Raw genomic sequence first — 23,692 nt, forward strand, 5'->3', positions numbered from 1 at the left:
TTGCCCGGCTTTTTGCGTTTTAGTAATTTGCAGGCTGCGACACTCAGTCAGCCATTAAATGCCCATACATCGTCATCAGCTTACGGGTAACGCCGTTCGTCCAGCCAAAGCCATCCTGTAACGGATATTCACCGCCGCCGCCGGGGCGCGCGCGTTCTCCGCTGATGTCATACTTCTCGACCAGCTTGTGGTGCAGCTGATAGAAGTTATTCACCGTATTAAGCCAGTTTACCGCGACTTCACTTGCCAGCGTCTCTTCACCGTAGTTATTCAGGCCAACAACGGCCATCCACTGCATCGGTGCCCAGCCGTTGGGACGATCCCACTGCTCACCGCTTTCCACCATTGAAGTCAGCAGGCCACCGTTGCTCAGCAGCAGATGACGCAGTGAGATTGCCTGCAGATGCGCCTGATGCGGCGTCGCCAGACCCACAAATAGCGGAACCACAGAGGCAACGGTAAAAGCACCGAAACGTTCACGACGCCAGTCGTAGTCGCGGAACACACCAGCGGTGCTATCCCAGAGGTAACGGGTGATAGCACGTTTCCGCGTTTCCGCTTTTTTCTGCCAGGCCAGCGCCGTCAGCTCTTCACCTTTGGCGTGCGACAGGGTGGCAATCATCAGCTCCAGCTTGTACAGGAACGCGTTCAGATCGATGGGGATAAACTGCGTTGTACGGATACTCGACAGCCGTTTCGGGTTACGCAGCCAGCGCGAGGAGTAATCCCAGCCCGACTCTGCACCAGCACGCAGGTCACGATAGACTTCGCTGGCCGGACGTCTGGATTCGCGCGCGGTTTCGACATCTTCCATCCACGACTCATCACGTGGCGTATCGCGGTCATCCCAGTAACGATTCAGCAGCGAGCCATTTGGCATCCGCACGACGTGACGATAAGCCTGGTTTGGCATCAGTGAGCCGGCACCATCCATCCAGAACTGGTACTCCTTCATCAGCTGTTCCTGATAGCGCTTAGCACCGCGCACGCCATCTTCTTCGAACAGCTCCACCATCAGGGCAAATACCGGCGGCTGGGAACGGCTGAGATAGTAAGTACGGTTGCCGTTTGGCACATGACCGTAGTTATCGATCAGCCAGGCAAAGTTATCCGCCATGTGACGCAGCAGGTCATCACGGCCCGACTCCGCCAGGCCCAGCATGGTGAAGTAGGAGTCCCAGTAGTAAGTTTCGCCAAAGCGTCCGCCCGGAACTACATAAGGTTTTGGTAACGGCAGCAGCGATGAGTGCGGCATATGCTGCTGTGGCATTTTGGTCAAAACTGGCCACAGGTCATCGATATGCTCATTGAGCGATTTATCCGGGTTGGAGACATAAAAACTTTCGTTTACGCCAGGCAGATAAAAGTGATCGGCAACAAAACGCGACAGGTCAAAATCACTGCTGCGTTTCTGTCGACGATAGCGCATCAGCACATCCAGCGGATCGTACTTAGGCGAACAGTCGGGGAAGGTTTTGCTGTCCTCGAAAATCCGCGACATCTGGACATGTTCAAACAGTTCCAGATAACGATCGGCAGGCGTGAGCGCATCCGGCGCCGGTAAGCCTTCAATCAGCTCCGGTTCCGGTTCAGAATCCTGCATGCGATCCAGTTTCAGTTCATGGGGATCGTATTGATACTCAACTTCCGCCCCGGCACGAACCTCTTCAAGTGCATTTTGTTGCTGGCGATGGGTATTAATAACGGCCTCCTGAGCGGTCGTGGTTGCACAAAGGACAAATTATAGACCTCTCATCCCAGGGAACAACAATGCAGAATATCTATGAACGTAATAAAAATTGTCGATTAATCGAGCTTTTTTAATAAATTCCAGTCAATTCAACCAAATATAGCGGTGTTCACAAAAAACGCATTTCAGATGAATCTCTTAGCGACCCGAATAAAAAAATTTAACCTGAAGAAAACTGGCGTTTATTCACATTTTGTAAAAGAAACCGCAGCTGCAAAGGGTGCAGAAAATGGCATACGCAACGGAAATCAGGGCAGAAGTGGGAAGTGAGCGGGCCAGGTTGCCCGCTCAGAGAAAGCTGGATTAATGGTTTGCCAATGCTGCGCGGATCACCGCCTGCCAGCTTGTGGTCGGGCGACCGATCAGTTTGCTCAGCTGACGCGAATCATCAAACAGACCCCCTTTTTCTGCACCAGCATCAGAATCTGCCAGCATCTCTGCCAGACCTTCTGGCAGGCCAGCGCCTTTCAGCGCGGCGGCAAAGTCAGCCTGAGACAGGTTGACGTAATCGACCTTCTCCCCACTCTGTGTGGCAATCTCCGCAGCAAACTGCGCCAGCGTGTAGCTGTCGTCGCCGGACAGCTCATAGACTTTGCCCGCCTGATCGTCACGGGTCATCACTTCAGCCGCCGCTTCAGCGTAATCCTGACGGGCAGCTGAGGCGATGCGGCCTTCACCCGCCGCGCCGATAAACGCATGATGCGCCAGCGCCGGAGGAATGCTGGCGGCATAGTTCTCGGTGTACCAGCCGTTGCGAAGCAGGGCAAACGGGATACCCGAGGCTTTCAGCAGCGCTTCAGTCGCGCGATGTTCAACACCTAAACCCAGCGGTGAGGTATCCGCATGCAGCAGACTGGTGTAGGCGATAAAGCCCACGCCTGCCGCCTTTGCAGCGTCGATGACAGCTTTATGCTGCGCCTCACGCTGGCCCACTTCACTGCCCGAGATCAGCAGCAGCTTATCCACGCCTGCAAAAGCGGCTTCCAGCGTCTCTGGCTGGCCATAATCGGCCTGGCGCACAATCACGCCCAGCGCAGCAAGATCGGCCGCTTTGGCGGGCGTACGCACAGCGGCAACAATTTCTGCCGCCGGCACTTTTTTCAGTAATGCATCGATAACGATTCGGCCCAGCTGGCCGGTGGCACCTGTAACTGCAATCATGGGATGACTCCTGTGGCTGTTGGTGAAATCCAGACTAAGATATAAACTAATTTTTAGTAAGTACTTACAGAATTGTTAGTTTGAGGTGTGCAGATTAAATGTCTGAAAAACTCAGTGAAAAATTTAGTCGTGGTGAACTGCTTAACGTTAACTGTCCGTCGCGCGACGTACTAAAACGGGTGACCAGCCGCTGGAGCGTACTGATCCTGCTGGCCCTGCAGGATCAGACGCTACGCTTCAGTGCATTGCGCCGTGCGGTCGGTGGCGTCAGCGAACGGATGCTGGCGCAGAATCTGCGCTATCTGGAGGAAGATGGCTTCGTGCAGCGCATCGCTTACGATGTTGTGCCGCCGCACGTAGAGTATCGTCTGACCCCGCTTGGCCGTGAAGTCAGTGAACAGGTGGTGGGGCTGGCGGACTGGCTGGAGCTGAATCTGAGCCGGATTCTGGCACAGCGTGAAAAATCTGCAGCTGAGTAAAATTCTCAGCCTGTCAGCTATCTCGTCGTGAAGGGGGGATGCTGGCAGAAGATTTCTGATCTGCTCTTCTCTTACTTCACTCCCTGAAACCGGAATAACGTAACGGCAGCGAAAATAACCCCAGCGGTTTTTACGCCTCTTTGCTGGTTATTAAATCATTTTATCAAGCTCAGGCCCGGAATAACTGACTGCTTCGTACGTGCTGTTAATTAATAACGGCTTTTTGACCCATTTTATTAACATCTCTGGTGGCGCTTAACTGCGCTGCTCTGGCTATTTTTCGCCAGGATCCAGGTCTGGATTAACCCGGGTAAAGCAAAAAATTAAACAAAGCGGTTCAGATAACTATTTACTAATGTAACTCTTTAAGAAATAAGGTTATTTAAATTATTTACTCTCAATTTTGCCCTTTTTTAAAACCGGATTTATAAAAAAATAGCTTCTGAAAACAGCCGGTTGAAGGCTTTTTTTAGTCAGGTGTTGCTTTGCCGACGTGAAATTTTAAAGTGACAAATACCGTAACATTAACGACACATAAATACGCTCTGATTAACCTTTAATCCTTATTTTTAAATAAGTAATTCCCGCTAAAAACAATGATCAAAATCAACAAAGACTGTTATAGTTTTCATTAACCCCACTGTTTCTGTTTCCTCGTCGCGGATAGTTCTAAATTTGCGGCGGGAATTTCAATAAGCGCAGAGAAGTCAGCGCATCAGGCTTAAGTTGTTAATAATAAGTAAATACATGGTGTTCTATGTGGCAAAGAGGTAAGCAATGTTCGGATTAGATGCCTTTCATCTGGCCAGGATTCAGTTCGCATTTACTGTTTCCTTCCATATTATCTTTCCCGCCATCACCATCGGTCTCGCCAGCTTCCTGGCTGTACTCGAAGGTATGTGGCTCAAAACCCGCGATCAAACCTATCGCGATCTCTACCATTTCTGGTCCAAAATCTTTGCCGTTAACTTCGGTATGGGTGTGGTATCAGGACTGGTAATGGCTTATCAGTTCGGTACGAACTGGAGCGGCTTCTCAGAGTTTGCCGGCAGTATCACCGGCCCGCTGCTCACCTATGAAGTGCTGACGGCGTTCTTCCTGGAAGCGGGCTTCCTGGGCGTGATGCTGTTTGGCTGGAATCGCGTAGGTCCGGGTCTGCACTTCTTTGCCACCTGCATGGTCGCCCTGGGGACACTGATTTCGACCTTCTGGATCCTGGCCTCTAACAGCTGGATGCATACGCCGCAGGGCTACATCATTCAGAATGGCATCGTGGTTCCGCAGGATTGGTTCAAAATCGTCTTTAACCCCTCTTTCCCTTACCGGTTGTTCCATATGTCGGTGGCGGCGTTCCTGGCGAGTGCCTTCTTTGTTGGGTCGTCGGCGGCCTGGCATCTGCTGAAGGGCAACAATAATCCTGCCATCCGCAGGATGTTCTCCATGGCGTTGTGGATGGCGCTGATCGTCGCGCCGATTCAGGCAATGATTGGTGATGCTCACGGTCTGAACACACTGGAGCATCAGCCTGCCAAGATCGCGGCAATTGAAGGACACTGGGAAAACCCGCCGGGTGAAGCCACACCGCTGATTCTGTTTGGTATTCCCGACATGGAGCAGGAGCGCACCAAATATGCGCTGGAAGTGCCTTATCTCGGCAGTCTGATTCTGACGCATAGTCTGGACAAGCAGGTTCCGGCGCTGAAGTCGTTCCCGAAAGAGGATCGACCTAATTCAACGGTGATTTTCTGGTCCTTCCGCGTGATGGTGGCGCTGGGCCTGCTGATGATCACGCTCGGCGTGGTCAGCCTGTGGCTGCGTTTTAAAGGGCGTCTTTATGAGTCGCGTCCGTTCCTGTGGTTTGCGCTGCTGATGGGACCATCGGGTCTGATTGCGATTCTGGCTGGCTGGTTTACTACTGAAATCGGTCGTCAGCCGTGGGTGGTTTATGGCGTTCAGCGTACCATCGATGCGGTCTCGGCACATGGCGATATGCACATGAGCATCAGCCTGCTGGCCTTTATTCTGGTCTATAGCTCGGTGTTTGGCGTGGGGTATCACTACATGATGCGTCTGATTAAGCAGGGACCGGTTGTCGGCGAAGGTCATACCACCGAAGAGGGTGGACCGGGTCAGAAGAAAACGCCAGCGCGTCCACTTTCCGCTGCCACCTTTAAGGATGGAGACCACTAAGATGATCGATTTTTCCGTTATCTGGTTTGTGATTATCGTCTTCGCAACCCTGATGTATATCGTAATGGATGGTTTCGACCTGGGCATTGGTCTGCTGTTCCCGTTCAATAAAGATGCTGGCGAGCGCGACATGATGGTTAATACCGTCGCGCCGGTCTGGGATGGTAATGAGACCTGGCTGGTGCTGGGAGGCGCAGGCCTGTTCGGTGCGTTCCCGCTGGCCTATGCAGTCATCGCCGATGCACTGTCGATTCCGCTGACCGCCATGCTGATTGGTTTGATTTTCCGCGGCGTTGCCTTCGAGTTCCGCTTTAAAGCGGTGGAAGGCCATCGTGCATTCTGGGACAAGTCGTTTATTGCCGGTTCGATTATCGCCACCTTCAGTCAGGGTGTGGCGGTCGGTGCATTGCTGGATGGCATTCCTGTTGAGGGGCGCCGCTTTGCCGGTTCCGCAATGGACTGGCTGGCACCGTTCCCGCTGTTCTGCGGTGTGGGTCTGGTGGTGGCCTATGCGCTGCTGGGCTGTACCTGGCTCATCATGAAGACCGAGAATGAACTACACCGTAAGATGTCTGCGCTGGCGACGCCGCTGGTGATTGCGCTATTAGTGATTATTGGCATCGTCAGCCTGTGGACGCCGTTTGCGCATGCCGACATTTCTCATCGCTGGTTCAGCACGCCAAATCTGTTCCTGTTCCTGCCGGTTCCGGTGCTGGTGCTGCTCTGCTCGTGGGGCATTATTCGCGCCATCAAACGCGAGGCACACTATTCACCGTTCCTGCTGACGCTGGCGCTAATCTTCCTGGGCTTCTCTGGACTGGGCATCAGTATCTGGCCAAACATTATTCCGCCATCCGTGACCATCTGGGCCGCTGCGGCACCTCCGCAGAGTCAGGCCTTTATGCTGGTGGGTAGCCTGCTGATTATCCCGATGATCCTGGGCTATACCTTCTGGAGCTACTACGTATTCCGTGGAAAAATCAAAGCAGACGCAGGATATCATTGATATGAAAAGCCTTAGCAGCATGAAAGACCACAACCACAGCCACAACGCAGAGATGAAAGCACCGTGGTGGAAGCGGGTGATGTGGCTGGTGTTTATCTACGCCGCCAGCGTGCTGGCGCTGGGTGTTGTCGCCTCGCTGTTCCGGATGATGATGACTGCGGCGGGTATGCGTAGTCATTAGTTGTCGCAGGCATGAGTCAGGCTGATGCGGATCTATATTCAGGCAGCTGACAAAGCTCATTCCGGGTGATGCTGGCAGCAACGACTAAGCCCAACGCGCAGGTAACACGGGCAGAAGAGGAAAGCGTCCCGCGCCAGGGACAAAAACGCCAGGCGTTTTTGTACAACGCAACGCGTTGGCCCGTTTACGGGCGCACCTCAGGGATGAGGTGCGTAATCGCGCGGGCCAGGCGTGTCAGGGATGACGGGTTTTGCGACTTTCCGATCTGACCGTGTTCCCTTCGCAGGCTCCGTCTTGCCGCTATACGGCGCAGTTTTTATCAATAATCAGAAGGCTGACGTAAGTCAGTCTTTTTTAGTTAGTAACCTAAGCAATTAATGCGGAAACGCCCTGAACGGGCGCGCAATGCTTACCCATTCCTTACACCGATTTGCGATTTTTGTTATCCTTTTGTAACTGAAATCCCAGTCCTAACCCGCGTCGTAAATCGCCATCATGCTTAGTCAGGCCATTAAAAAACAGCACATCAACGATCTGGTCGAGTGGATAGAAGCCAACCTCACCGACGATCTCAATATCGATCAAATCACCCTGAAATCAGGTTATTCCAAATGGCACATGCAGCGCATGTTCAAGGAGATGACCGGACAGACGCTGGCGGCGTATACCCGCAAACGGCGTCTGACGATGGCGGCCATGGCGCTGCGTCTGACGCGTATGACGCTGATCGATATCGCCGTACGTTTTGGCTTTGATAACCAGCAAAACTTCACGAGAGTGTTCAAAGGCCACTTTTCACTGACGCCTGGCGCGTTTCGCCGTATTCCTCATTTGCCGGTTAAAAACTTCCATGGGCGCATTCTGGTGCGCTCGCTGGCAGAGCGTGCGACGCTGGTGGAACGTGAGGAAGAACTGCACCTGTGCGGAGAGACACTGGAGTGGGAGTGCAGGTTTGGTGAGTATATTGCCGACCACGACCACCGTGTGGCAGAGCAGGCACGGCATCTGGTCGCGCTGGCGGGCAGCCATACGACGCACGGCTGGTTAGGTTTTCAGTATGGTCCCGGCCATAGCTCTGCTGACCAGCAGAATATCAGCCTGTTTCAGGCGCTGGCACCACAACATGCCGGGCTGCTGGGTGACAATACCGCCAGCTGGAGCGAGGTGTGTGGCCTTTATGCGTCGATCCGCTGGAGCGGCAGGCCGGAGCAGCTGACGCGCTTTATCGAGGATATCTACTATCAGCATCTGCCCATGCTGGGCGTGTCACGCCGTCCGGGCAAAGACCTGCTGCGTCTTGATTTTGCGCACTGTAAGCCCGACTGGCTCAGCGGTGTTTTTTCTATTCCGGTGATGCAAGCGTAGCCGGCAGGGCAGGGGCGATCGCTTCTGCCAATGCATCTTTCGTGCGATAAACCGTGACAAACCGCACGATTTTATAAAATAAGTCGCTATTCTGGCGTAAAATCCTCCCCCGAAACCCTGCCATATCTGAATCATCGTGCTTCTGTGGCAGGGCTGGAACATTCATCTGCATTTCAGGCCTTTTCTGGCCAAAACGACAATCGAAGACAACTATGCGACGCTTAATGATTTCCCTGATCCTGGCATTGCCTGCAATGGCGATGGCGCAGCAGGCTGAGCCTTTCTCACCGCCTGCCGGACTGCATCCACACTCTCAGGTCACCCAGCATGAAATCCTGGGTGATGGTGAACTGCCGGATCACACCAGCAGTAATGCCTCCCTTTCCGGATTCAACGACACGCTGTAAGTGTTGATGTGCTGCCAGAACCGGCGGCGCGAGATGATGCCCGGCTCGTCAGGAGCCGGACAGCTTCCGCCTGATTGACCTGCTCACACTCTGCACCTGCGGCTTCCTCTCTGAGGCCCACTCGCCTGCATCTGAAACACTCTTTACCTGCATGCTGCATCTCTGATGCTTCTCATTCATGCCGCTTCCCGTCCGTATCTCCTCGCTTACGACACTGCTTAAAATATATCTTAAGTTGCAGAATCGCATTTTTCGTTCTTGTGCCGAAGATATATCATAGCTAATCTTGTGGCTTCAGATGAGAATGATTGTTATTCCATTGTTGTTTAATCAGGGCGGGTATGCCCCTGACTATCGGGCATAGACCCTGTTTCAGGAGAGAGATTTTGACTACAACAGCCGAAAAGCGAACGCCGCAGCGCGTCCGCAATGAACTGCGTTTTCGCCATATCCAGGTCGAGAGTAAAACGCATATTGCCGGGAAATTCTGGCGCATCCGGTTCAGCGGCAGCGATCTGGCAGGCTTTACGTCGCCAGGCTTTGATGACCACATCAAGGTGTTTTTCCCTTCTGCTAAAAGTGAAACTCTGGCTCTGCCACAGATTACCGACGCAGGCATTGTCTGGCCTGAAGGTTTACGTCCGCAGGCGCGTGATTACACGCCGCTGGAATTCGATGGTGAGTCTTCACTGACCCTCGACTTCTATATTCATCAGCAGGGCGTAGCCAGTGACTGGGCCGCGCAGGCGCAGGTGGGCGATCAACTGATTGTTGGTGGGCCACGCGGCTCGCTGGTGGTGCCGACCGATTACGCATTTCAGCTTTACGTCTGCGACGAAACCGGGCTGCCCGCTTTTGCCCGCCGTCAGCGTGATGCCCGCGCCCAGGCGCTGCATCTCTATGCCTTTACCGATGAAGCGACCGGTCGCGACTATTTTACAGATACGACAGGCGTAACGGCAAACTGGCTGGGCAGCGGTCAGATGCAAAAAGCGCAGCTCAGCCAGCTGATTACCCGGCTGGATCAGCTCACGTTCCCGACGGAAGATTACTTTATCTGGCTGACCGGCGAGGGGGAGTTTGTTAAAGCGCTGTCTGACTACTTTACATCGCAGCGTGGTCTCGACAGCGACTTCGTGCGGGCGGTGGCCTACTGGCATCAGAAGTAAGCCGCGCTGACAATTGAGTTTTGCCAGATGGCGGACTACCATCACTCTCCTTTTTTTCAGCAGGGCAGGTCATGAAACAGCATCCGACTTCTACTTCATCTGACGAACAGACTTCGCGCGCAGGCGGCTGCAGCGGACGACGTAAACGACGTGAAAAGATGCTGGAAGCGGGTGAGATACGCCTGCTGATGCTCCATTTCCTGGCGCAGAATGCGGCGCACGGCTATGAGCTGATCAAGTCCGTTGAGGAGCTGTCAAAGGGAGAGTATTCGCCCAGTCCGGGGATCATCTATCCCAACCTGACGCTGCTGGAAGAGATGGAGGCGATTCAGGTGGTGGATGCGCAGGCAGCGCGTAAAGCCTACCGACTGACGGCGGCTGGTGAGGCGCAGCTGGCGGATAATCGCGAAACGGTAGCCAGCCTGATTACGCGTCTCTCTACGCTGGCAATCGTGGTCAATAACCGCAGCATTCCTGCTGTGGAGCAGGCAATTCACGGGCTGAAGGTGGCTCTGAATCAACGACTGGCGCAGGAAGATATTTCAGAAGCCGCGCTGCAGACGCTGATTAGGGCGCTGCACGACGCGGCTGATAAAATCACCCACAGTTAATCAGCTGATTTCACTCTTATTCTTATCGATGTGACCCAGGGTACGATCCGGGAAACAGATGTCGCGCACGCGCTGTTTCAGGGTAGTCGCATCCGGGAAACCACAGTCCCGCTTACGTTCCCACAGCAGATGACCATCCAGCGTAATCTCAAAAATACCGCCGGTGCCGGGTTTCAGCGTGACCTCTGCCAGATCCTCAGCGAAGGTATGCAACAGTTCCTGTGCCATCCACGCTGACCGCATCAGCCAGTTGCATTGCATACAGTAGTGAATAACAACCACAGGTTTTTGCGCCATAACTCTCTTCCTTTACGTATTGATAAATGCAGATGCATTCGGGTTAACAATTTGAGCGCTGTGGTTATTGATGAATTCATAAAGCTTTTGAATCCCATTCTTAAGTGCAATAGATGGGATAAGAGCCTCGCTTGATCAGCCTGCTGTTTTGTTTTTTTACGGCTTTTATGCAGAACTGTTTTTGTGATGCGAGCGAGCAAGCGAGTGAATACTAACAACTAATCAGGTGATTCGCTCCTGTGTCACTACGTTTTAGGAGATTGACTAAACGGCATCAGCTTCAACAGACGTTACCCGGCACACTCACAGATTCGTAAAATGCTGACTTACTGCTCTCAGTCTCTGTTGCTGAGGGGGAAACAGGCTACGTGTAAACCGCCCGATATTGTGCTGTGTATTCTGGCCGTTTCGCTTTAAAAACATTGCTTTGCGTGTTTTTAATCACTGGTTTTGCGCTATACCTGGTGTTCAGGACAGAAGATTCAGGAGACCATAATGGCAAAATCATTAGATCAAACCGCTGAGCAACTGGGTAACATTTTACTCTCCTCCGGACTTCATCTGACGACCGCCGAATCCTGTACCGCCGGGCTGATCAGCATGACGCTGGCCGCGGTGGAAAGCAGCGGCGACTTCTATACCAGCGGCTTCGTCACCTACAGCGAAAATGCCAAAATCCGTTTGCTGGGCGTGCATCCTGATACGCTGAAACAGCACACGGCGGTGAGCGAGCAGACGGCACGTGAAATGGTACAGGGAGCCTGCGCCCGCTCTGGTGAACCGGTGGGGTTATCGATTACCGGCTATGCCGGACCCGATGGTGGCGAAGATGGCACGCCAGCAGGCACTATCTGGTTTGGCTGGGTATTGCCCGACGGCAGGGACGATGCGGAGTGCCATCAGTTCAGCGGCGATCCGAAGTCCGTGATGGAGCAGGGCACGCAGTTCGCGCTGGAAGGGTTGATCAAACGACTGCAGCGAACCAGTCGATAAAGGCGCGCGATACGCGCCTTTAAACGCGGGTTAGCGACAGTCGACAATCAGACGACCCTGTACGCTGCCATCCAGCAATGCCTGCGCACCTTCTCTGGCTTCACTCAGCGGGATCACCCGGCTCAGTTTGCGGAGCCGATCGCTATCCAGCAGCTCACCGAGCCGCTGCCATGCCTGCTGACGAAGCGGCTTCGGACACATCACGCTGTCGACACCCGCCAGCGTGATGCCACGCAAAATAAAAGGTGCGACGCTGGCGGGCAGGTCGAGTCCCTGCGCCATACCGCAGGCAGCCACCACGCCGTCACGCTGAATGCCGGCCAGCACGTTCGCCAGAGTGTGACTGCCGACGCTGTCTATCGCGGCGGCCCAGCGCTCTTTTGTCAGCGGCTTGCCGGGATGAGAAAGCTCTTCGCGGTTAATCACCGATGCCGCGCCCAGTGTATCGATAAGATACGCATGGTCGCTGGCGCGCCCGCTGGAGGCGATCACCTGATAACCCAGACGCGCCAGCAGGCTGACGCTGTAGCTGCCGACGCCGCCACTGGCACCGGTCACCAGCACGGGTCCGTGTCCGGGCGTGATGCCCTGTTTTTCCAGCGCCATGACGCAGAGCATAGCGGTCAGCCCTGCTGTGCCGATGGCCATGGTCTGCAGCGGGCTAAGAGAGGCGGGCACGCGCACCAGCCAGTCGCCGCTGACGCTGGCTTTCTGCGCCAGGCCGCCCCACTGTTTTTCGCCTGCGCCCCAGCCCGTCAGCAGCGCCACATCATCCTCTTTCCAGTCGGGATGACGGCTGGCCGTCACGCGGCCGACAAAATCGATACCTGGCACCATCGGAAACTGGCGCACAATCGGGCCTTTGTTGCAGATAGCCAGGGCATCTTTATAGTTCAGGGATGAGTAGCTGACGTCGAGCGTGACATCGTGGTCTGGCAGTTGGGATTCGGTGAGATCTTTCAGCAGAGAACGGTAACCTTGTTCGTCATTTTCAATGACCAGTGCCTTGAACATGCAGCCTCCGGCAGAGTGGGAATGAGAGGATCAGTTTACGCCTGGCTGCGGTAATGCGGTAGGGCAATGGCCGAGTCTGCGGATGAAGGCCACTGCAGGAGCGCAAAATTGCGCAGCATGACGTTTGCATAAATCTGCATATAATTCATATAATTAGTCGTATTATGAATTTCTTATAATAAATAGACTATAAAAATCATGTTGTTATCTTTTTATTACATGACTGAATAATTCCCTGGGTCGGGTTGTTCGTGCATAAAAAAGATGACATTATGACCGCCACTTTTTGGCCCTGCTTGTTCACCACAGAGGACGTCGCCATGTCCGGTTCACCGCGCACTTGCCCGGATTACCGTTCGCTTTTTCCGGCGCTCACCGGGTTTTCCTCTTTCCCAAACTCTCCATTATTCACCATGCGGTGAGGCCAGCCAGGCAGCGGCTGTGGATCTGCTCGCCACACTGCAATATGCCTTCTGACGATCAATTATTCGCCGGGGCGCTGTCCCCATAATTGTGCTTCTGGCACGCCCTCCCTGACGTTAGGGATCCTGTTATGACTCCACTGAAAATTGCTGCCAGCGCTGCTGTCGCACCCAGCCTGACCCTGAACACCGCGCGTGACGTAGTGACGCTGGACAATACCGACTTTACGGATGTGGCGGCGGTCGTCGTCTCGCTGGCGGATACCCGCAGCGGTGTGCTGGCGCTGCTGCGTCACACCGGTTTTAATCTGCCGGTGTTTGTCGCGAATGCGTTTGAAGAAGAGGTGATGCACCTGCCTGGCGTTAGCGGTGAGCTGAATGGCGAGCCGCAGGAGTGGCTTGCGCTGGAAGCCGCTGCGCAGGCGTATGAAGCGGCGCTGCTGCCACCCTTTTTCGAGACGCTGACCCGCTATGTCGATATGCAGAACAGCACCTTTGCCTGCCCCGGACATCAGGGTGGGGCATTCTTTAAAAAGCATCCGGCGGGCAAACAGTTTTATGACTTCTATGGCGAGAATGTTTTCCGCTCTGACATGTGCAACGCCGACGTCAAACTGGGCGACCTGCTGATCCACGAAGGTTCGGCTAAAGATGCACAGAAGTATGCGGCAAAGGTGTTTAACGCCGATAAAACCTACTTTGTGCTCAACGGCACCTCAAGCGCTAATAAAGTAGTGACCAATGCGCTGCTGACCCGCGGTGATCTGGTGCTGTTTGACCGTAACAATCACAAGTCGAACCATCATGGCGCGCTGATTCAGGCGGGCGCGACCCCGGTCTATCTTGAAGCAGCACGTAACCCTTTCGGCTTTATTGGCGGCATTGACGCGCACTGCTTTGATGAGGCTTATCTGCGCGAGCAGATCGCGGTCGTCGCCCCCCAGCGTGCAGAAGAGGCGCGGCCTTTCCGTCTGGCGATTATCCAGCTCGGCACCTACGATGGCACGGTCTACAACGCCCGCCAGGTGGTGGATCGCATCGGTCATCTGTGTGATTACATCCTGTTTGATTCCGCGTGGCTCGGCTATGAGCAGTTCATTCCGCTGATGGAAGGCTGTTCGCCGCTGACCCTGGAGCTGAATGAAAACGATCCTGGCATCTTTGTCACGCAGTCCGTACATAAGCAGCTGGCCGGTTTTTCGCAGACCTCGCAGATTCATAAAAAAGATAACCACATTCGCGGACAGCGGCGCTTCTGCCCGCATAAGCGACTGAATAACGCCTTTATGCTGCATGCTTCAACCAGTCCGTTTTATCCGCTGTTTGCCGCGCTGGATATCAACGCCAGAATGCATCAGGGCGAAGCGGGACGTCGCATGTGGGATGAGTGCGTCACGCTGGGTATTGAGGCGCGTAAAGCGATCCTGGAACGCTGCGAAATGATCCTGCCGTTTGTGCCGGAGATCGTTGATGGACAGCGCTGGCAGGATGCGCCCACGCAAACGATCGCCCGCGATCTGCGCTACTTCAGCTTTGAACCGCAGGCGAAGTGGCACGGTTTTGCGGGTTACGCGCGCGATCAGTATCGGGTCGATCCCTGCAAGCTGCTGCTGACCACGGCAGGGATCGATGCGGCCAGCGGGGAATACAGTGATTTTGGGATCCCGGCCACCATTCTGGCCAACTACCTGCGTGAAAACGGCATCGTGCCGGAGAAGTGCGATCTCAACTCGATCCTGTTCCTGCTGACCCCGGCTGAGAGCCCGGAGAAGATGACGAATCTGGTGGCGATGCTGGCGCAGTTTGAGCAGCACGTTAAAGAGGATGCGCCGCTGGCCGAAGTGCTGCCGACGATTTACCGCAAAAACGCGCAACGTTATGCCGGCTATACCCTGCGTCGCCTCTGTCAGGAGATGCACGACCTTTACGTCAGTCATAACGTGAAGGATCTACAGCGCCTGATGTTCCGCGCCGCGGAGTTCCCGCCGGTCAGCGTGAATCCGCAGGATGCACATCAGGCTTATATTCGCGGCGAAGTGGAGCTGGTGCCTATCGCCGAGGCCGCAGGCCGGGTCGCTGCGGAAGGCGCGCTGCCTTATCCACCGGGCGTGCTGTGCGTCGTGCCGGGAGAAGTCTGGGGCGGCGCGGTGCAGCGTTACTTCCTGGCGCTAGAGGAGGGGCTGAATCTGCTGCCCGGCTTCTCCCCGGAGCTGCAGGGTGTTTACACCGAAGAGGATGAGCATGGACGTAAGTATCTGGTGGCCAATATGATGGTGGGGCGCTGATCTGAGGGCGTTTTCGCCTGGCGGCGGGGCACGCTTTGCAGCGGGCTGGCTATGAGTAGGTTACGCTTTGCAGCGGGCTGGCTATGAGAAGGTTTCGCCCGCCAGGCGAGGGGGAGTTTCAGGGTGCCTGTGCAGGCGGACGCGTCAAGGGGCGGACGCCCGCCCCTTAACAATCCCGGCGTCCGGCTGCCTGCGCGCCCCGCTTTGCGGGGTACCCTCGTCACGCCCTGCGGCCGACGGACCGTCCGGACGCGCCCTCCCTGGCGCGAACCGTCCTTTCGCCGACGTCCTGTCGGCTCATCCTGGCCTCCGGTTGTTCCTCAGCGCTCCGGACGCCTCTCACCAACCCCCGCCTGTGATTTCTTTGTGTTAACTGTGGTGCTGTGTTGTCTGCTGGACTTAAAGCCACAGTCAAAGCCAGTCCCTAAAAACCCACAGCGATAAAGTACCCAACACAGAAAGAAGAGATAACAGCAGGGGTTGGGGAGGCCGTCAGAACCGCTGAGCGGATGAGGGATTTCAGGACGAGCGACAGGGATGTCGCGAAGAGGCGGGTTCGCGCCAGGGATGACGCGTCCTGCCGGTCCGTGAGAAATCCGGAAGAAGCGAAGAGACCGCGAAGCGGCGGTGAAGCAGGCCGGAGCCGGGGTCAAGGGGCGCGGCGACTGGCGCCCCTTGTCGGTCGCCTGCAGAGGCGTGTCTGAAACTGCCCAACTAATCAGGCGAACGAAACCCCGCTCATAGCCCGTTCGCGCAGCGAACAAACCCCGGCTTCAGCGCCGCAAGCCCGTTCGCGCAGCGAACAACCCCCCGCTTCAGCGGCTTCGATCAGAATCCCCGATAACTCTTCTGAGCAGTGCTCACCTTATACAGATAACGACGCGACTCCGCCGACGGATGCTGGTTCGCCAGGGTCGAATAGACCTTGCCCGGTGACATGCCGTTAATCATCGAGAACGCGCGATCTTTATCGCTGGAGAAGACGCGCAGCACGCTGCCTGCACCACCGTTATAGGCGGTGATTACTGCATAGCGGCGTGATACCGGATCCTGAATGCCGCCCAGATAGCTGCGTTGCAACAGTGACAGATAAGCCGTACCGGCATCGATATTGTTCTCCGGATCCAGCAGATAGCTGCGGCTCGGTTTGCCCCATTTACCCTTCATGCGGAATACGTCAACACCGGCGGTATGCTGCACCACCTGCATCAGACCCAGCGCATCAGAATGGCTCACGGCGTAGGGGTTAAAGCTCGACTCCGTCTGCATAATCGCCAGGATCAACGAAGCGTCGACACCATACTGCTCGGCGGCTTTACGCACCATCGGCAGGTATTTGTGCGCTCGCTTGTCCAGGTGGTTCGGCACCATCGGAATCGAAATGCTGTAAATCACATGCAGACCCGAGGTGCGGCGCATCAATTTATTCTGAATCAGATAGTCAGCAAAGGCTTCCGCGCGGCCCTGCCAGCGAATCGGCTGACCGGTGTTATCCAGCACCTGACCATAGAGCAGCGGCTCTTTACTGATCTCGATGTCGTTGGCGTCAGAGTAGAGATCGACATTGCCCGGATCTTCGCCAATCAACAGCGTGGTCACGATCGCCTGACGCAGACTGGCCATCGGATCGGTACCAGAAATCGTCTCGATGGTCAGCTTACCGCTTTCAAAGTTGATGTGGCTGCGGGTGTAATAGTTGTCGCTATATTTGACGTAATCTTTAGGTCCGGCGATCAGGACCTCATTGATACCCCAGATATTCTCAATATTGTGAGCAAACTGGCCCATTAGAATATCAAAGCCGTTGGTGTCTTTAACCCATTCCTCGTGGGATTGCTGATTCTTTGACCCGGAACAGGAAACCAAAAGTGGGGCTATCACCAGCAGGGCGATTAATTTTTTATTCATTGGGAATGCAAGCCTGACCTGGATAACCGGCCTCAGCGATGAGGCCCGGAATGTTTACGCTTCTGGCGGTGTATAGCCTTCGATATGAACGTCTTTGCCTTCGAACAGGAAATTGATCATCTCCTTCTCCAGCACTTTACGATCTTCGGGATTCATCATGTTGAGCTTCTTCTCATTGATCAACATGGTCTGTTTCGCCATCCACTTCTGCCAGGCTTCTTTGGAGATGTCGTTGTAAATGCGTTTACCCAGGTCGCCCGGATAGAGCTGAAAATCCTGACCTTCCGCGTCGCGCTGTAAAAAAGTACAAAAAATGGTGCGGCTCATTACTCTTCCTCATTAATCTCACAACTGTCCAAAGCCAGTTGTCGGGGATGGCGCAGCTCGTGTAACAGGCGCTCAACGGGTGCAGCTAATCCCACAGATGGTGGCAGCGCTAAGTTATACCAGAGACCGCCTGCTTCATCCATCGCCGCCCCGGCAGAAGGCCACGACAGCCACATCGGCACGATATCGAGATGGAAATGGCTGAAGGTGTGACGAAACGCAGTAAGCTGCTGTGGTTTTGCATGGATGCCACGCGCTGCCAGCCAGTCATTCAGCGCCGCTTCGGTGGTGAACTGCGGAAAGCAGAACAGACCGCCCCACAGACCCACAGGCGGGCGCTGCTCCAGCCAGACATCATCGCCATCCTGAATCATCAGGAACCAGCCGCTGCGCTCTGGCAGCACCTGCTTAGGCTTCTTGCCGGGATAGCTCGCCCAGCTGTTGCTGGCGTACGCCTCACACCCGCTGTTCAGCGGGCAGATTTCACACTTCGGCTTAGAGCGGGTGCAGACAATCGCACCCAGATCCATCATAGCCTGATTAAACTGGCTGACGCCCTCGGCGGGTGTGACCTCTTCGCTGATCTGCCAGAGCCGTTTCTCGACCTCTTTTTTACCCGGCCAGCCGCTGACGGCATAGCAGCGGGCCAGCACGCGCTTGACGTTGCCATCCAGAATCGGGAAATGCTGACCCAGCGACAGCGACAGGATCGCGCCCGCCGTAGAGCGGCCAACGCCGGGCAGGGCTGAGACATCATCGAAATTACGTGGGAATTCGCCCCGATGAACCTCAACAATCTGCTTTGCGGCTTTATGGAGATTACGCGCCCGGGCGTAGTAGCCGAGGCCGGTCCAGAGATGCAGTACCTCATCCAGCGGCGCCGCAGCGAGATCGGTGACCGTAGGGAAGCGCGCCATAAAGCGTTCAAAATAGGGAATAACCGTGGCAACCTGGGTTTGCTGTAGCATCACTTCGGAGAGCCACACCTTATAAGGTGTTTTCTCCAGCTGCCACGGCAGGGTTTTGCGACCAAAGCGCTGATACCAGTCCAGCACCTGTTGCGCGAACTGCGGCGCTTGCATCATAAGAAGGAAATTTTCCGTGTTTACTCTACACTCAGGCAGGAATTCCAGCACATGCGCACCTGGGTGTAAACCGGAAGATTGCAAAGGCTTGCTTCTGCTTATGAACTTTGCATAATGCCCGTTTCCCGGAACAGGCTAACCAGCAGGCTTTTACATGATTAATGACGTCATCACCCCAGAATTTGATGAGAACGGGCGGCCATTGCGCCGGATCCGCAGCTTTGTGCGCCGCCAGGGTCGCTTAACGAAAGGCCAACAGCAGGCGCTGGACACCCTGTGGCCGGTCATGGGGGTGGAATATCAGCCGGAGCCTGTCGATCTGCCCGCACTGTTTGGCCGCGAAGCTCCGGTCACGCTGGAGATTGGCTTTGGTATGGGCGCGTCCCTGGTGACCATGGCGCAGAACACACCGCATCAGAACTTCCTGGGTATTGAAGTGCACGCGCCGGGCGTGGGTGCCTGTCTCGCCGCCGCCAAAGAAGCCGATGTACAGAACCTGCGGGTGATGTGTCACGATGCGGTAGAAGTGCTGGAGAAGATGATTCCGGATAACTCACTGCGCATGGTTCAGCTTTTCTTCCCCGATCCATGGCATAAAGCGCGTCACAATAAACGCCGTATCGTTCAGGTACCTTTCGCCGAGCTGGTGATGCGTAAACTGAAGCCGGGCGGCGTTTTCCATATGGCGACCGACTGGGAAGCCTACGCGGAGCATATGCTTGAAGTGATGAACAGCATCGATGGCTACCGCAACCAGTCAGAGCAACAGAATTACGTGCCGCGTCCTGAGACGCGTCCACTGACCAAGTTTGAGCAGCGCGGGCAGCGTTTAGGCCACGGCGTATGGGATTTAATGTTTGAGAGGGTGAAATAATGGCCACACAACGCAGCCGCCGTTTACGTAAAAAACTGCACATCGACGAGTTTCAGGAACTGGGCTTCTCCGTTGCCTGGCGCTTTCCGGAAGGCACCAGCGAAAGCGAAATCGATGAGACGCTGAACCAGTTCATCAATGAAGCGATCGATCCTAACGGCCTTGCCTTTGATGGCAGCGGCTACCTGGTGTGGGAAGGTCTGGTTTGCCTGCAGAAAACCGGCAAATGCACCGATGAGCATCGTGCGCTGGTCCGCAAATGGCTGGAAGACCGCAAGCTGCAGGATGTGCAGATGACGGAACTCTTTGACGTCTGGTGGGACTAAGTCGTCACACAGTGTCGGGCTGCGGCCCGATCGGAGGGTTTCAGACCCGATCTTAGGGAGTAGATATGATGCGTAAAGCGCTTCTTGCTGTGCTGCTGGTGGCAGCAACTCAGGCTCAGGCAGCCTACGAATGCAGCGTTAAGCCACAGGACGATGTGGTGATTAAACCGCAGAGCGTGCAGGTGGTCGGTGCCAGTGGCAATATGGAAATCTCGCCGCAGGGCGACGTGCAGTTCAACGGCCAGAAAGTTTCGCTGGATATCGCTGAACGTCAGAAAGCGATCGACTATCAGAACGCGCTGCGTCGCGATCTTCCGTGGATCGATAGCGGAGCGACATCCCGTCTGGAAAAAGGACGTGCGGCACTGGATCGGGTCATCGTTGAAAAACTGGGCACCGACAGCAACGTGCGTAATCGCCTGACCACGCTGAATGGTCAGCTGAAACAGCAGATGAACCGCATCATTGAACATCGGGAAGACGGTCTGACGTTCCACCATCAGGCGATTGATGAGGTGCGCGCCGAAGGCGAACGGCTGGTGCAGTCAACGCTGGGCGGCGTGATGCAGGATAGTCTGAATGAGATGGGCAGTAAGCAGGGCAGCGGCGGCAGTAATCCGCTGCAGGCAATTATGGGCAATCTGGGCGGTCTGCAACAGTCGATTCAGGCTGAGTGGAGCAAGCAGGAGCAGGATTTCCAGAACTTCGGACACGAAGTATGTAATCGCGTTATTTCGCTGGAAGATCAGCGTAAACAGCTTACCCGCGCACTGAAAAAATAAGTTAACGCCTCAGCCTGCCGGGCTGAGGCGCTTTTGCTACTCTTCCGCTAAAAACAGCTCCAGCAGCGAATTCAGGAACAGCTTCCCTTTCTCCGTAATCTGCCACTGATCAGCGGTTTCCGTCACATAACCGGCGGCAATCGCGGCATCCATCTGCGGACGGATCACCTGCTCTGACAAACCGGTGTAGCGGCTGAACTCGTCGCGCGGCGCGGCCTCCAGCAGGCGAAAGCGGTTCATGAAATATTCAAACGGCTTGTCGCTATCGGCAACCTCATACTGCTTTTCGCGGTAGTTACCCTGCATGAAGCCACGCGGATGACGGGTTTTCACCGTGCGGACAATGCGGCCATCCGGCTGCGTCAGCTTGCCGTGTGCGCCACAGCCAATCCCCAGATAGTCGCCAAAGCGCCAGTAGTTGAGGTTGTGTTCACAGCGATAACCCGGCTTCGCGTAGGCGGAGGTTTCATACTGCTGATAACCCGCCGCCTGAAGTAGCCGATCACCCTGTTCGAAAATATCCCAAAGTGCATCATCATCTGGCAGCACCGGCGGGCGTGAGCCAAACAGCGTGTTGGGTTCGATGGTGAGCTGGTACCAGGAGAGATGCGGGGGGTTAAGCGCAATCGCCTGACGTAAATCGTCGAGCGCTTCCTCCAGAGACTGATCGGGCAGGCCATGCATCAGGTCGAGGTTAAAGCTGCGCAGCGACAGCGACTCTGCCAGTTCGGCGGCGCGTACGGCCTCTTCCGGGCCGTGAATACGGCCCAGACGCTGCAGCTTTTGCGGACTGAAACTCTGTACACCAATCGAAATACGGTTGATACCGGCGCGCTGATAGGCGCTGAACCGGTCCGCTTCCACGGTACCAGGATTTGCTTCCATGGTCACTTCCGCATCAGGGGAGAGCGTCAGACGCTCCCGCACGCCATCCATCAGCATCTGCATCGCGCTGCTGCTCAGCAGGCTGGGCGTGCCGCCACCAATGAAAATCGTGCGCACTTCCCGGTCGCCGATCAGCGGCAGGTCGATCTCCAGATCGCGCAGCAGGTGCTGCACATATTCAACGTGCGGCACCTCATCTTTCAGCGCGTGGGAGTTAAAATCACAGTAGGGGCACTTCTGTACGCACCACGGAATGTGGATGTAGAGACTTAACGGCGGCAGATTAGGCATTACGCATCGCTTCCAGCAACAGCGTCAATGCTTTACCCCGGTGAGAAACCGCACCTTTTTCCGCTTTGCTCAGCTCGGCCGCAGTTTTACCCAGCGCCGGGACAAAGAAAATCGGGTCGTAACCGAAGCCACCGGAACCCGCAGCGGAACGCGTAATTTCCCCCTGCCAGCTGCCGTGAAACACCAGCGGGGTCGGGTCTTCCGCATGACGCAGATAGACCAGTACGCAGTGGAACTGCGCCTGGCGCTGACCGTCAGGGACGTTTTCCAGCGCCTGTAATAGCTTCTCCAGGTTCTGCTGATCGCTGGCCTCTTCACCGGCGTAACGCGCCGAGTAGATGCCAGGCGCGCCGCCCAGCGCATCCACGGCCAGGCCGGAGTCATCGGCGATGGCCGGTAATCCGGTGATCTGTGCCGCGTGACGCGCTTTGAGAATCGCGTTCTCAATAAAGGTCAGGCCGGTCTCTTCTGCCGATTCAACCCCAAGGTCCGTCTGCGCGACGATATCCAGACCAAAGGCGGAGAGTAACTCCGCCAGTTCACGCACTTTGCCGGGATTGCCGGTTGCGAGCACAACTTTTTGCATAACAGTTCCAGTTTGATTCATTTACAGCAGATACCAGAGACCCGGAAACAGGTCCATGCCGAGAAAGTTCAGGGCATACAGCACCAGGATGACGATCATCGCAGAGAAATCGATGCCGCCCATCGCAGGCAGAATACGGCGAACAGGGGCCATCATCGGCTCGGTTAACTGCACCAGCAGATAATCGACCGGGCCACGTCCCTGGCTGATCCAGCTCATCAGAGAGCGTACGATAATGACCCAGAAGACCAGATAGCCGGCGGATTTCACCAGCGACAGCAGGCCGACCAGCAGGTTAGTCGGATCGACCGAGAACACGCCCACCTGAATCAGCAGCAGAATCGGGTATTTCAGCGTGGTCAGCACAAAGGCCAGCAGCAGCGAGGCGGTATCAATCGGCCCCAGCGCCGGCAGTATGCGGCGCAGTGGCTTAACAATTGGCTGTGTCACTTTTACGACAAACTGCGCCACTGGATTGTAAAAATCGCAGCGGGACCACTGCATCCAGATGCGTAACAGCAGCACCATGACGTAGAGATCGATCAGCGTTTTTACTAAAAACGTCAGTGTTAACATGAAGTTCCTCTGTTATTGTTGTGAGTTGTGCGCATAATCTCGTGCGCCAAAAATGGCGGTGCCGATACGCACCATCGTACTACCTGCGGCGATTGCCGCCTCCATGTCATCGCTCATTCCCAGCGAAAGCGTATCTATACCAGAATAGTGCTGTTGCAGCTGCCGGAAGGCTTCCGCCATCTGCTGACACACCGCCAGCTGCCGCTGGTAATCACTCTCCGCTGCCGGAATCGCCATCAATCCCCGCAGCCGCAGTTGCGGCAGGGCAGCGATCTGCTCCGCCAGCCCGGAAACGGCCTCCAGCATGATGCCAGATTTGCTGTTCTCGTCACTGATATTTACCTGAATTAACACATTCAGCGGTGGCAGCGAGGCGGGCCGCTGGTCGTTGAGCCGCTGCGCAATGCGCTGGCGGTCAATGGTGTGACACCAGGCGAAATTTTCCGCCACCAGACGGCTTTTGTTGGACTGCAACGGGCCGATGAAGTGCCACGCCAGCTCAGGATGTGCGGCCAGTGCCTGAACTTTTTCAACCCCTTCCTGAACGTAATTTTCACCGAAGGCAATCTGGCCAGCGGCAAAGGCTTCTTCGACCGCGCTCGCAGGTTTGGTTTTACTGACTGCAAGCAGGGTAATTTCTTCTGGTGCGCGGCCGCAACGCGCGGCAGCGGCGGCGATTCGCTGCCGCACTTGCTGTAAGTTCTGCTGGATTGAAGTCATAG

The 23,692-nt window shown here is 55.4% G+C and carries 24 protein-coding genes; 13 read left to right on the forward strand and 11 right to left on the reverse strand.

The features are described from left to right. Positions 1-43 precede the first annotated feature (43 nt). Both treF and K6R05_RS03480 read right to left on the reverse strand, forming a co-directional pair. Complete coding sequence (gene treF / locus K6R05_RS03475; RefSeq protein ID WP_161732733.1) at positions 44-1,702, reverse strand: alpha,alpha-trehalase TreF; 1,659 nt, start codon at positions 1,700-1,702, stop codon at positions 44-46. A 351-nt stretch (positions 1,703-2,053) separates the two neighbouring features. Next, positions 2,054-2,911: an SDR family oxidoreductase gene (locus K6R05_RS03480; protein WP_222924997.1), complete on the reverse strand. Its 858-nt coding sequence runs from the start codon at positions 2,909-2,911 to the stop codon at positions 2,054-2,056. A gap of 98 nt (positions 2,912-3,009) precedes the next feature. On the opposite strand from K6R05_RS03480, the gene K6R05_RS03485 reads away from it, so the two are divergent. The 8 genes from K6R05_RS03485 (at position 3,010) to K6R05_RS03520 (ending at position 10,319) form a co-directional block, all read left to right on the forward strand. Continuing rightward, positions 3,010-3,390: a winged helix-turn-helix transcriptional regulator gene (locus K6R05_RS03485; RefSeq protein WP_033784031.1), complete on the forward strand. Its 381-nt coding sequence runs from the start codon at positions 3,010-3,012 to the stop codon at positions 3,388-3,390. A gap of 777 nt (positions 3,391-4,167) precedes the next feature. Next, the gene (locus K6R05_RS03490) at positions 4,168-5,580 is read left to right on the forward strand and encodes a cytochrome ubiquinol oxidase subunit I (RefSeq protein WP_161732683.1); all 1,413 of its coding nucleotides are present in this window, start codon (positions 4,168-4,170) and stop codon (positions 5,578-5,580) included. 1 nt (position 5,581) lies between these two features. Further along, positions 5,582-6,586 (forward strand): cytochrome d ubiquinol oxidase subunit II, encoded by a 1,005-nt coding sequence (cydB, locus tag K6R05_RS03495; protein ID WP_013359001.1) that lies wholly within the window; start codon positions 5,582-5,584, stop codon positions 6,584-6,586. Position 6,587: 1 nt separating this feature from the next. Continuing rightward, the gene (locus K6R05_RS03500) at positions 6,588-6,767 is read left to right on the forward strand and encodes a DUF2474 domain-containing protein (protein ID WP_161732681.1); all 180 of its coding nucleotides are present in this window, start codon (positions 6,588-6,590) and stop codon (positions 6,765-6,767) included. A 495-nt stretch (positions 6,768-7,262) separates the two neighbouring features. After that, positions 7,263-8,132, forward strand: a complete 870-nt coding sequence (locus K6R05_RS03505) for a helix-turn-helix domain-containing protein (protein ID WP_222924998.1) — start codon at positions 7,263-7,265, stop codon at positions 8,130-8,132. A gap of 224 nt (positions 8,133-8,356) precedes the next feature. Then, entirely contained in the window at positions 8,357-8,539 is a 183-nt protein-coding gene (locus tag K6R05_RS03510; RefSeq protein WP_223811653.1) for a hypothetical protein, read from the forward strand. A gap of 386 nt (positions 8,540-8,925) precedes the next feature. Continuing rightward, positions 8,926-9,708 (forward strand): siderophore-interacting protein, encoded by a 783-nt coding sequence (locus K6R05_RS03515; protein ID WP_222924999.1) that lies wholly within the window; start codon positions 8,926-8,928, stop codon positions 9,706-9,708. A gap of 71 nt (positions 9,709-9,779) precedes the next feature. Next, positions 9,780-10,319, forward strand: coding sequence for a PadR family transcriptional regulator (locus tag K6R05_RS03520; RefSeq protein ID WP_222925000.1), 540 nt, complete (start codon positions 9,780-9,782; stop codon positions 10,317-10,319). Here K6R05_RS03520 and K6R05_RS03525 read toward each other — a convergent pair whose 3' ends face one another. Continuing rightward, positions 10,320-10,616, reverse strand: coding sequence for an Rdx family protein (locus tag K6R05_RS03525; protein ID WP_222925001.1), 297 nt, complete (start codon positions 10,614-10,616; stop codon positions 10,320-10,322). Positions 10,617-11,111: 495 nt separating this feature from the next. On the opposite strand from K6R05_RS03525, the gene K6R05_RS03530 reads away from it, so the two are divergent. Then, positions 11,112-11,609 (forward strand): CinA family protein, encoded by a 498-nt coding sequence (locus tag K6R05_RS03530; RefSeq protein WP_161732671.1) that lies wholly within the window; start codon positions 11,112-11,114, stop codon positions 11,607-11,609. Between the two features lie 30 nt (positions 11,610-11,639). Here K6R05_RS03530 and acuI read toward each other — a convergent pair whose 3' ends face one another. Continuing rightward, on the reverse strand, positions 11,640-12,623 hold the full coding sequence (gene acuI / locus K6R05_RS03535; RefSeq protein ID WP_222925002.1) for an acrylyl-CoA reductase (NADPH): 984 nt from the start codon (positions 12,621-12,623) through the stop codon (positions 11,640-11,642). A gap of 553 nt (positions 12,624-13,176) precedes the next feature. Here acuI and K6R05_RS03540 point away from each other — a divergent pair. Next, the gene (locus K6R05_RS03540) at positions 13,177-15,330 is read left to right on the forward strand and encodes an ornithine decarboxylase (RefSeq protein WP_161732667.1); all 2,154 of its coding nucleotides are present in this window, start codon (positions 13,177-13,179) and stop codon (positions 15,328-15,330) included. A gap of 828 nt (positions 15,331-16,158) precedes the next feature. Here the strand turns inward: K6R05_RS03540 and mltC are convergent. From mltC to mutY, 3 genes are read right to left on the reverse strand one after another with little or no spacing between them, the layout of a single operon-like run. Beyond that, positions 16,159-17,238: a membrane-bound lytic murein transglycosylase MltC gene (gene mltC, locus K6R05_RS03545; RefSeq protein WP_161732666.1), complete on the reverse strand. Its 1,080-nt coding sequence runs from the start codon at positions 17,236-17,238 to the stop codon at positions 16,159-16,161. A gap of 54 nt (positions 17,239-17,292) precedes the next feature. Beyond that, positions 17,293-17,565, reverse strand: coding sequence for an oxidative damage protection protein (locus tag K6R05_RS03550; RefSeq protein ID WP_003853409.1), 273 nt, complete (start codon positions 17,563-17,565; stop codon positions 17,293-17,295). Next, positions 17,565-18,650, reverse strand: a complete 1,086-nt coding sequence (gene mutY / locus K6R05_RS03555) for an A/G-specific adenine glycosylase (protein WP_222925003.1) — start codon at positions 18,648-18,650, stop codon at positions 17,565-17,567. Before mutY ends, K6R05_RS03550 begins: the two co-directional genes overlap by 1 nt. Before the next feature lie 154 nt (positions 18,651-18,804). Between mutY and trmB the strand changes: the two genes are divergently transcribed. From trmB to K6R05_RS03570, 3 genes are all read left to right on the forward strand, one after another. Next, positions 18,805-19,524 carry a tRNA (guanosine(46)-N7)-methyltransferase TrmB gene (gene trmB, locus K6R05_RS03560; RefSeq protein WP_150014222.1) on the forward strand — a complete coding sequence of 240 codons (720 nt, stop codon included), beginning with the start codon at positions 18,805-18,807 and terminating at the stop codon, positions 19,522-19,524. Continuing rightward, positions 19,524-19,850 (forward strand): YggL family protein, encoded by a 327-nt coding sequence (locus tag K6R05_RS03565; protein WP_003853403.1) that lies wholly within the window; start codon positions 19,524-19,526, stop codon positions 19,848-19,850. Before trmB ends, K6R05_RS03565 begins: the two co-directional genes overlap by 1 nt. A 65-nt stretch (positions 19,851-19,915) precedes the next feature. Beyond that, on the forward strand, positions 19,916-20,632 hold the full coding sequence (locus tag K6R05_RS03570; protein WP_222925004.1) for a YggN family protein: 717 nt from the start codon (positions 19,916-19,918) through the stop codon (positions 20,630-20,632). A gap of 36 nt (positions 20,633-20,668) precedes the next feature. Here K6R05_RS03570 and hemW read toward each other — a convergent pair whose 3' ends face one another. Genes hemW through K6R05_RS03590 form a run of 4 tightly spaced genes read right to left on the reverse strand, consistent with a single transcriptional unit; the run spans position 20,669 to position 23,690 of the window. Further along, positions 20,669-21,808, reverse strand: a complete 1,140-nt coding sequence (gene hemW / locus K6R05_RS03575; protein ID WP_222925005.1) for a radical SAM family heme chaperone HemW — start codon at positions 21,806-21,808, stop codon at positions 20,669-20,671. Next, positions 21,801-22,394: an XTP/dITP diphosphatase gene (locus K6R05_RS03580; RefSeq protein WP_161732654.1), complete on the reverse strand. Its 594-nt coding sequence runs from the start codon at positions 22,392-22,394 to the stop codon at positions 21,801-21,803. Before K6R05_RS03580 ends, hemW begins: the two co-directional genes overlap by 8 nt. 21 nt (positions 22,395-22,415) lie before the next feature. Further along, the gene (locus tag K6R05_RS03585; RefSeq protein ID WP_150014212.1) at positions 22,416-22,970 is read right to left on the reverse strand and encodes a YggT family protein; all 555 of its coding nucleotides are present in this window, start codon (positions 22,968-22,970) and stop codon (positions 22,416-22,418) included. 12 nt (positions 22,971-22,982) lie between these two features. Beyond that, positions 22,983-23,690, reverse strand: coding sequence for a YggS family pyridoxal phosphate-dependent enzyme (locus K6R05_RS03590; RefSeq protein ID WP_161732652.1), 708 nt, complete (start codon positions 23,688-23,690; stop codon positions 22,983-22,985). Positions 23,691-23,692 lie beyond the last annotated feature (2 nt).

The sequence above is a fragment of the Pantoea alfalfae genome (assembly GCF_019880205.1).
Classification (GTDB): Bacteria; Pseudomonadota; Gammaproteobacteria; order Enterobacterales; family Enterobacteriaceae; genus Pantoea; species Pantoea alfalfae.

Coding starts and splice junctions, on each gene's coding strand:
- K6R05_RS03520 (WP_222925000.1), top strand. CDS start 9,780: ATGAAACAGCATCCGACTTCTACTTCATCTGACGAACAGACTTCGCGC.
- mutY (WP_222925003.1), bottom strand. CDS start 18,650: ATGATGCAAGCGCCGCAGTTCGCGCAACAGGTGCTGGACTGGTATCAG.
- K6R05_RS03490 (WP_161732683.1), top strand. CDS start 4,168: ATGTTCGGATTAGATGCCTTTCATCTGGCCAGGATTCAGTTCGCATTT.
- acuI (WP_222925002.1), bottom strand. CDS start 12,623: ATGTTCAAGGCACTGGTCATTGAAAATGACGAACAAGGTTACCGTTCT.
- cydB (WP_013359001.1), top strand. CDS start 5,582: ATGATCGATTTTTCCGTTATCTGGTTTGTGATTATCGTCTTCGCAACC.
- K6R05_RS03530 (WP_161732671.1), top strand. CDS start 11,112: ATGGCAAAATCATTAGATCAAACCGCTGAGCAACTGGGTAACATTTTA.
- K6R05_RS03550 (WP_003853409.1), bottom strand. CDS start 17,565: ATGAGCCGCACCATTTTTTGTACTTTTTTACAGCGCGACGCGGAAGGT.
- trmB (WP_150014222.1), top strand. CDS start 18,805: ATGATTAATGACGTCATCACCCCAGAATTTGATGAGAACGGGCGGCCA.
- hemW (WP_222925005.1), bottom strand. CDS start 21,808: ATGCCTAATCTGCCGCCGTTAAGTCTCTACATCCACATTCCGTGGTGC.
- K6R05_RS03510 (WP_223811653.1), top strand. CDS start 8,357: ATGATTTCCCTGATCCTGGCATTGCCTGCAATGGCGATGGCGCAGCAG.
- K6R05_RS03505 (WP_222924998.1), top strand. CDS start 7,263: ATGCTTAGTCAGGCCATTAAAAAACAGCACATCAACGATCTGGTCGAG.
- K6R05_RS03485 (WP_033784031.1), top strand. CDS start 3,010: ATGTCTGAAAAACTCAGTGAAAAATTTAGTCGTGGTGAACTGCTTAAC.
- K6R05_RS03570 (WP_222925004.1), top strand. CDS start 19,916: ATGATGCGTAAAGCGCTTCTTGCTGTGCTGCTGGTGGCAGCAACTCAG.
- K6R05_RS03580 (WP_161732654.1), bottom strand. CDS start 22,394: ATGCAAAAAGTTGTGCTCGCAACCGGCAATCCCGGCAAAGTGCGTGAA.
- mltC (WP_161732666.1), bottom strand. CDS start 17,238: ATGAATAAAAAATTAATCGCCCTGCTGGTGATAGCCCCACTTTTGGTT.
- K6R05_RS03590 (WP_161732652.1), bottom strand. CDS start 23,690: ATGACTTCAATCCAGCAGAACTTACAGCAAGTGCGGCAGCGAATCGCC.
- K6R05_RS03565 (WP_003853403.1), top strand. CDS start 19,524: ATGGCCACACAACGCAGCCGCCGTTTACGTAAAAAACTGCACATCGAC.
- K6R05_RS03585 (WP_150014212.1), bottom strand. CDS start 22,970: ATGTTAACACTGACGTTTTTAGTAAAAACGCTGATCGATCTCTACGTC.
- K6R05_RS03540 (WP_161732667.1), top strand. CDS start 13,177: ATGACTCCACTGAAAATTGCTGCCAGCGCTGCTGTCGCACCCAGCCTG.
- K6R05_RS03480 (WP_222924997.1), bottom strand. CDS start 2,911: ATGATTGCAGTTACAGGTGCCACCGGCCAGCTGGGCCGAATCGTTATC.
- K6R05_RS03500 (WP_161732681.1), top strand. CDS start 6,588: ATGAAAAGCCTTAGCAGCATGAAAGACCACAACCACAGCCACAACGCA.
- K6R05_RS03525 (WP_222925001.1), bottom strand. CDS start 10,616: ATGGCGCAAAAACCTGTGGTTGTTATTCACTACTGTATGCAATGCAAC.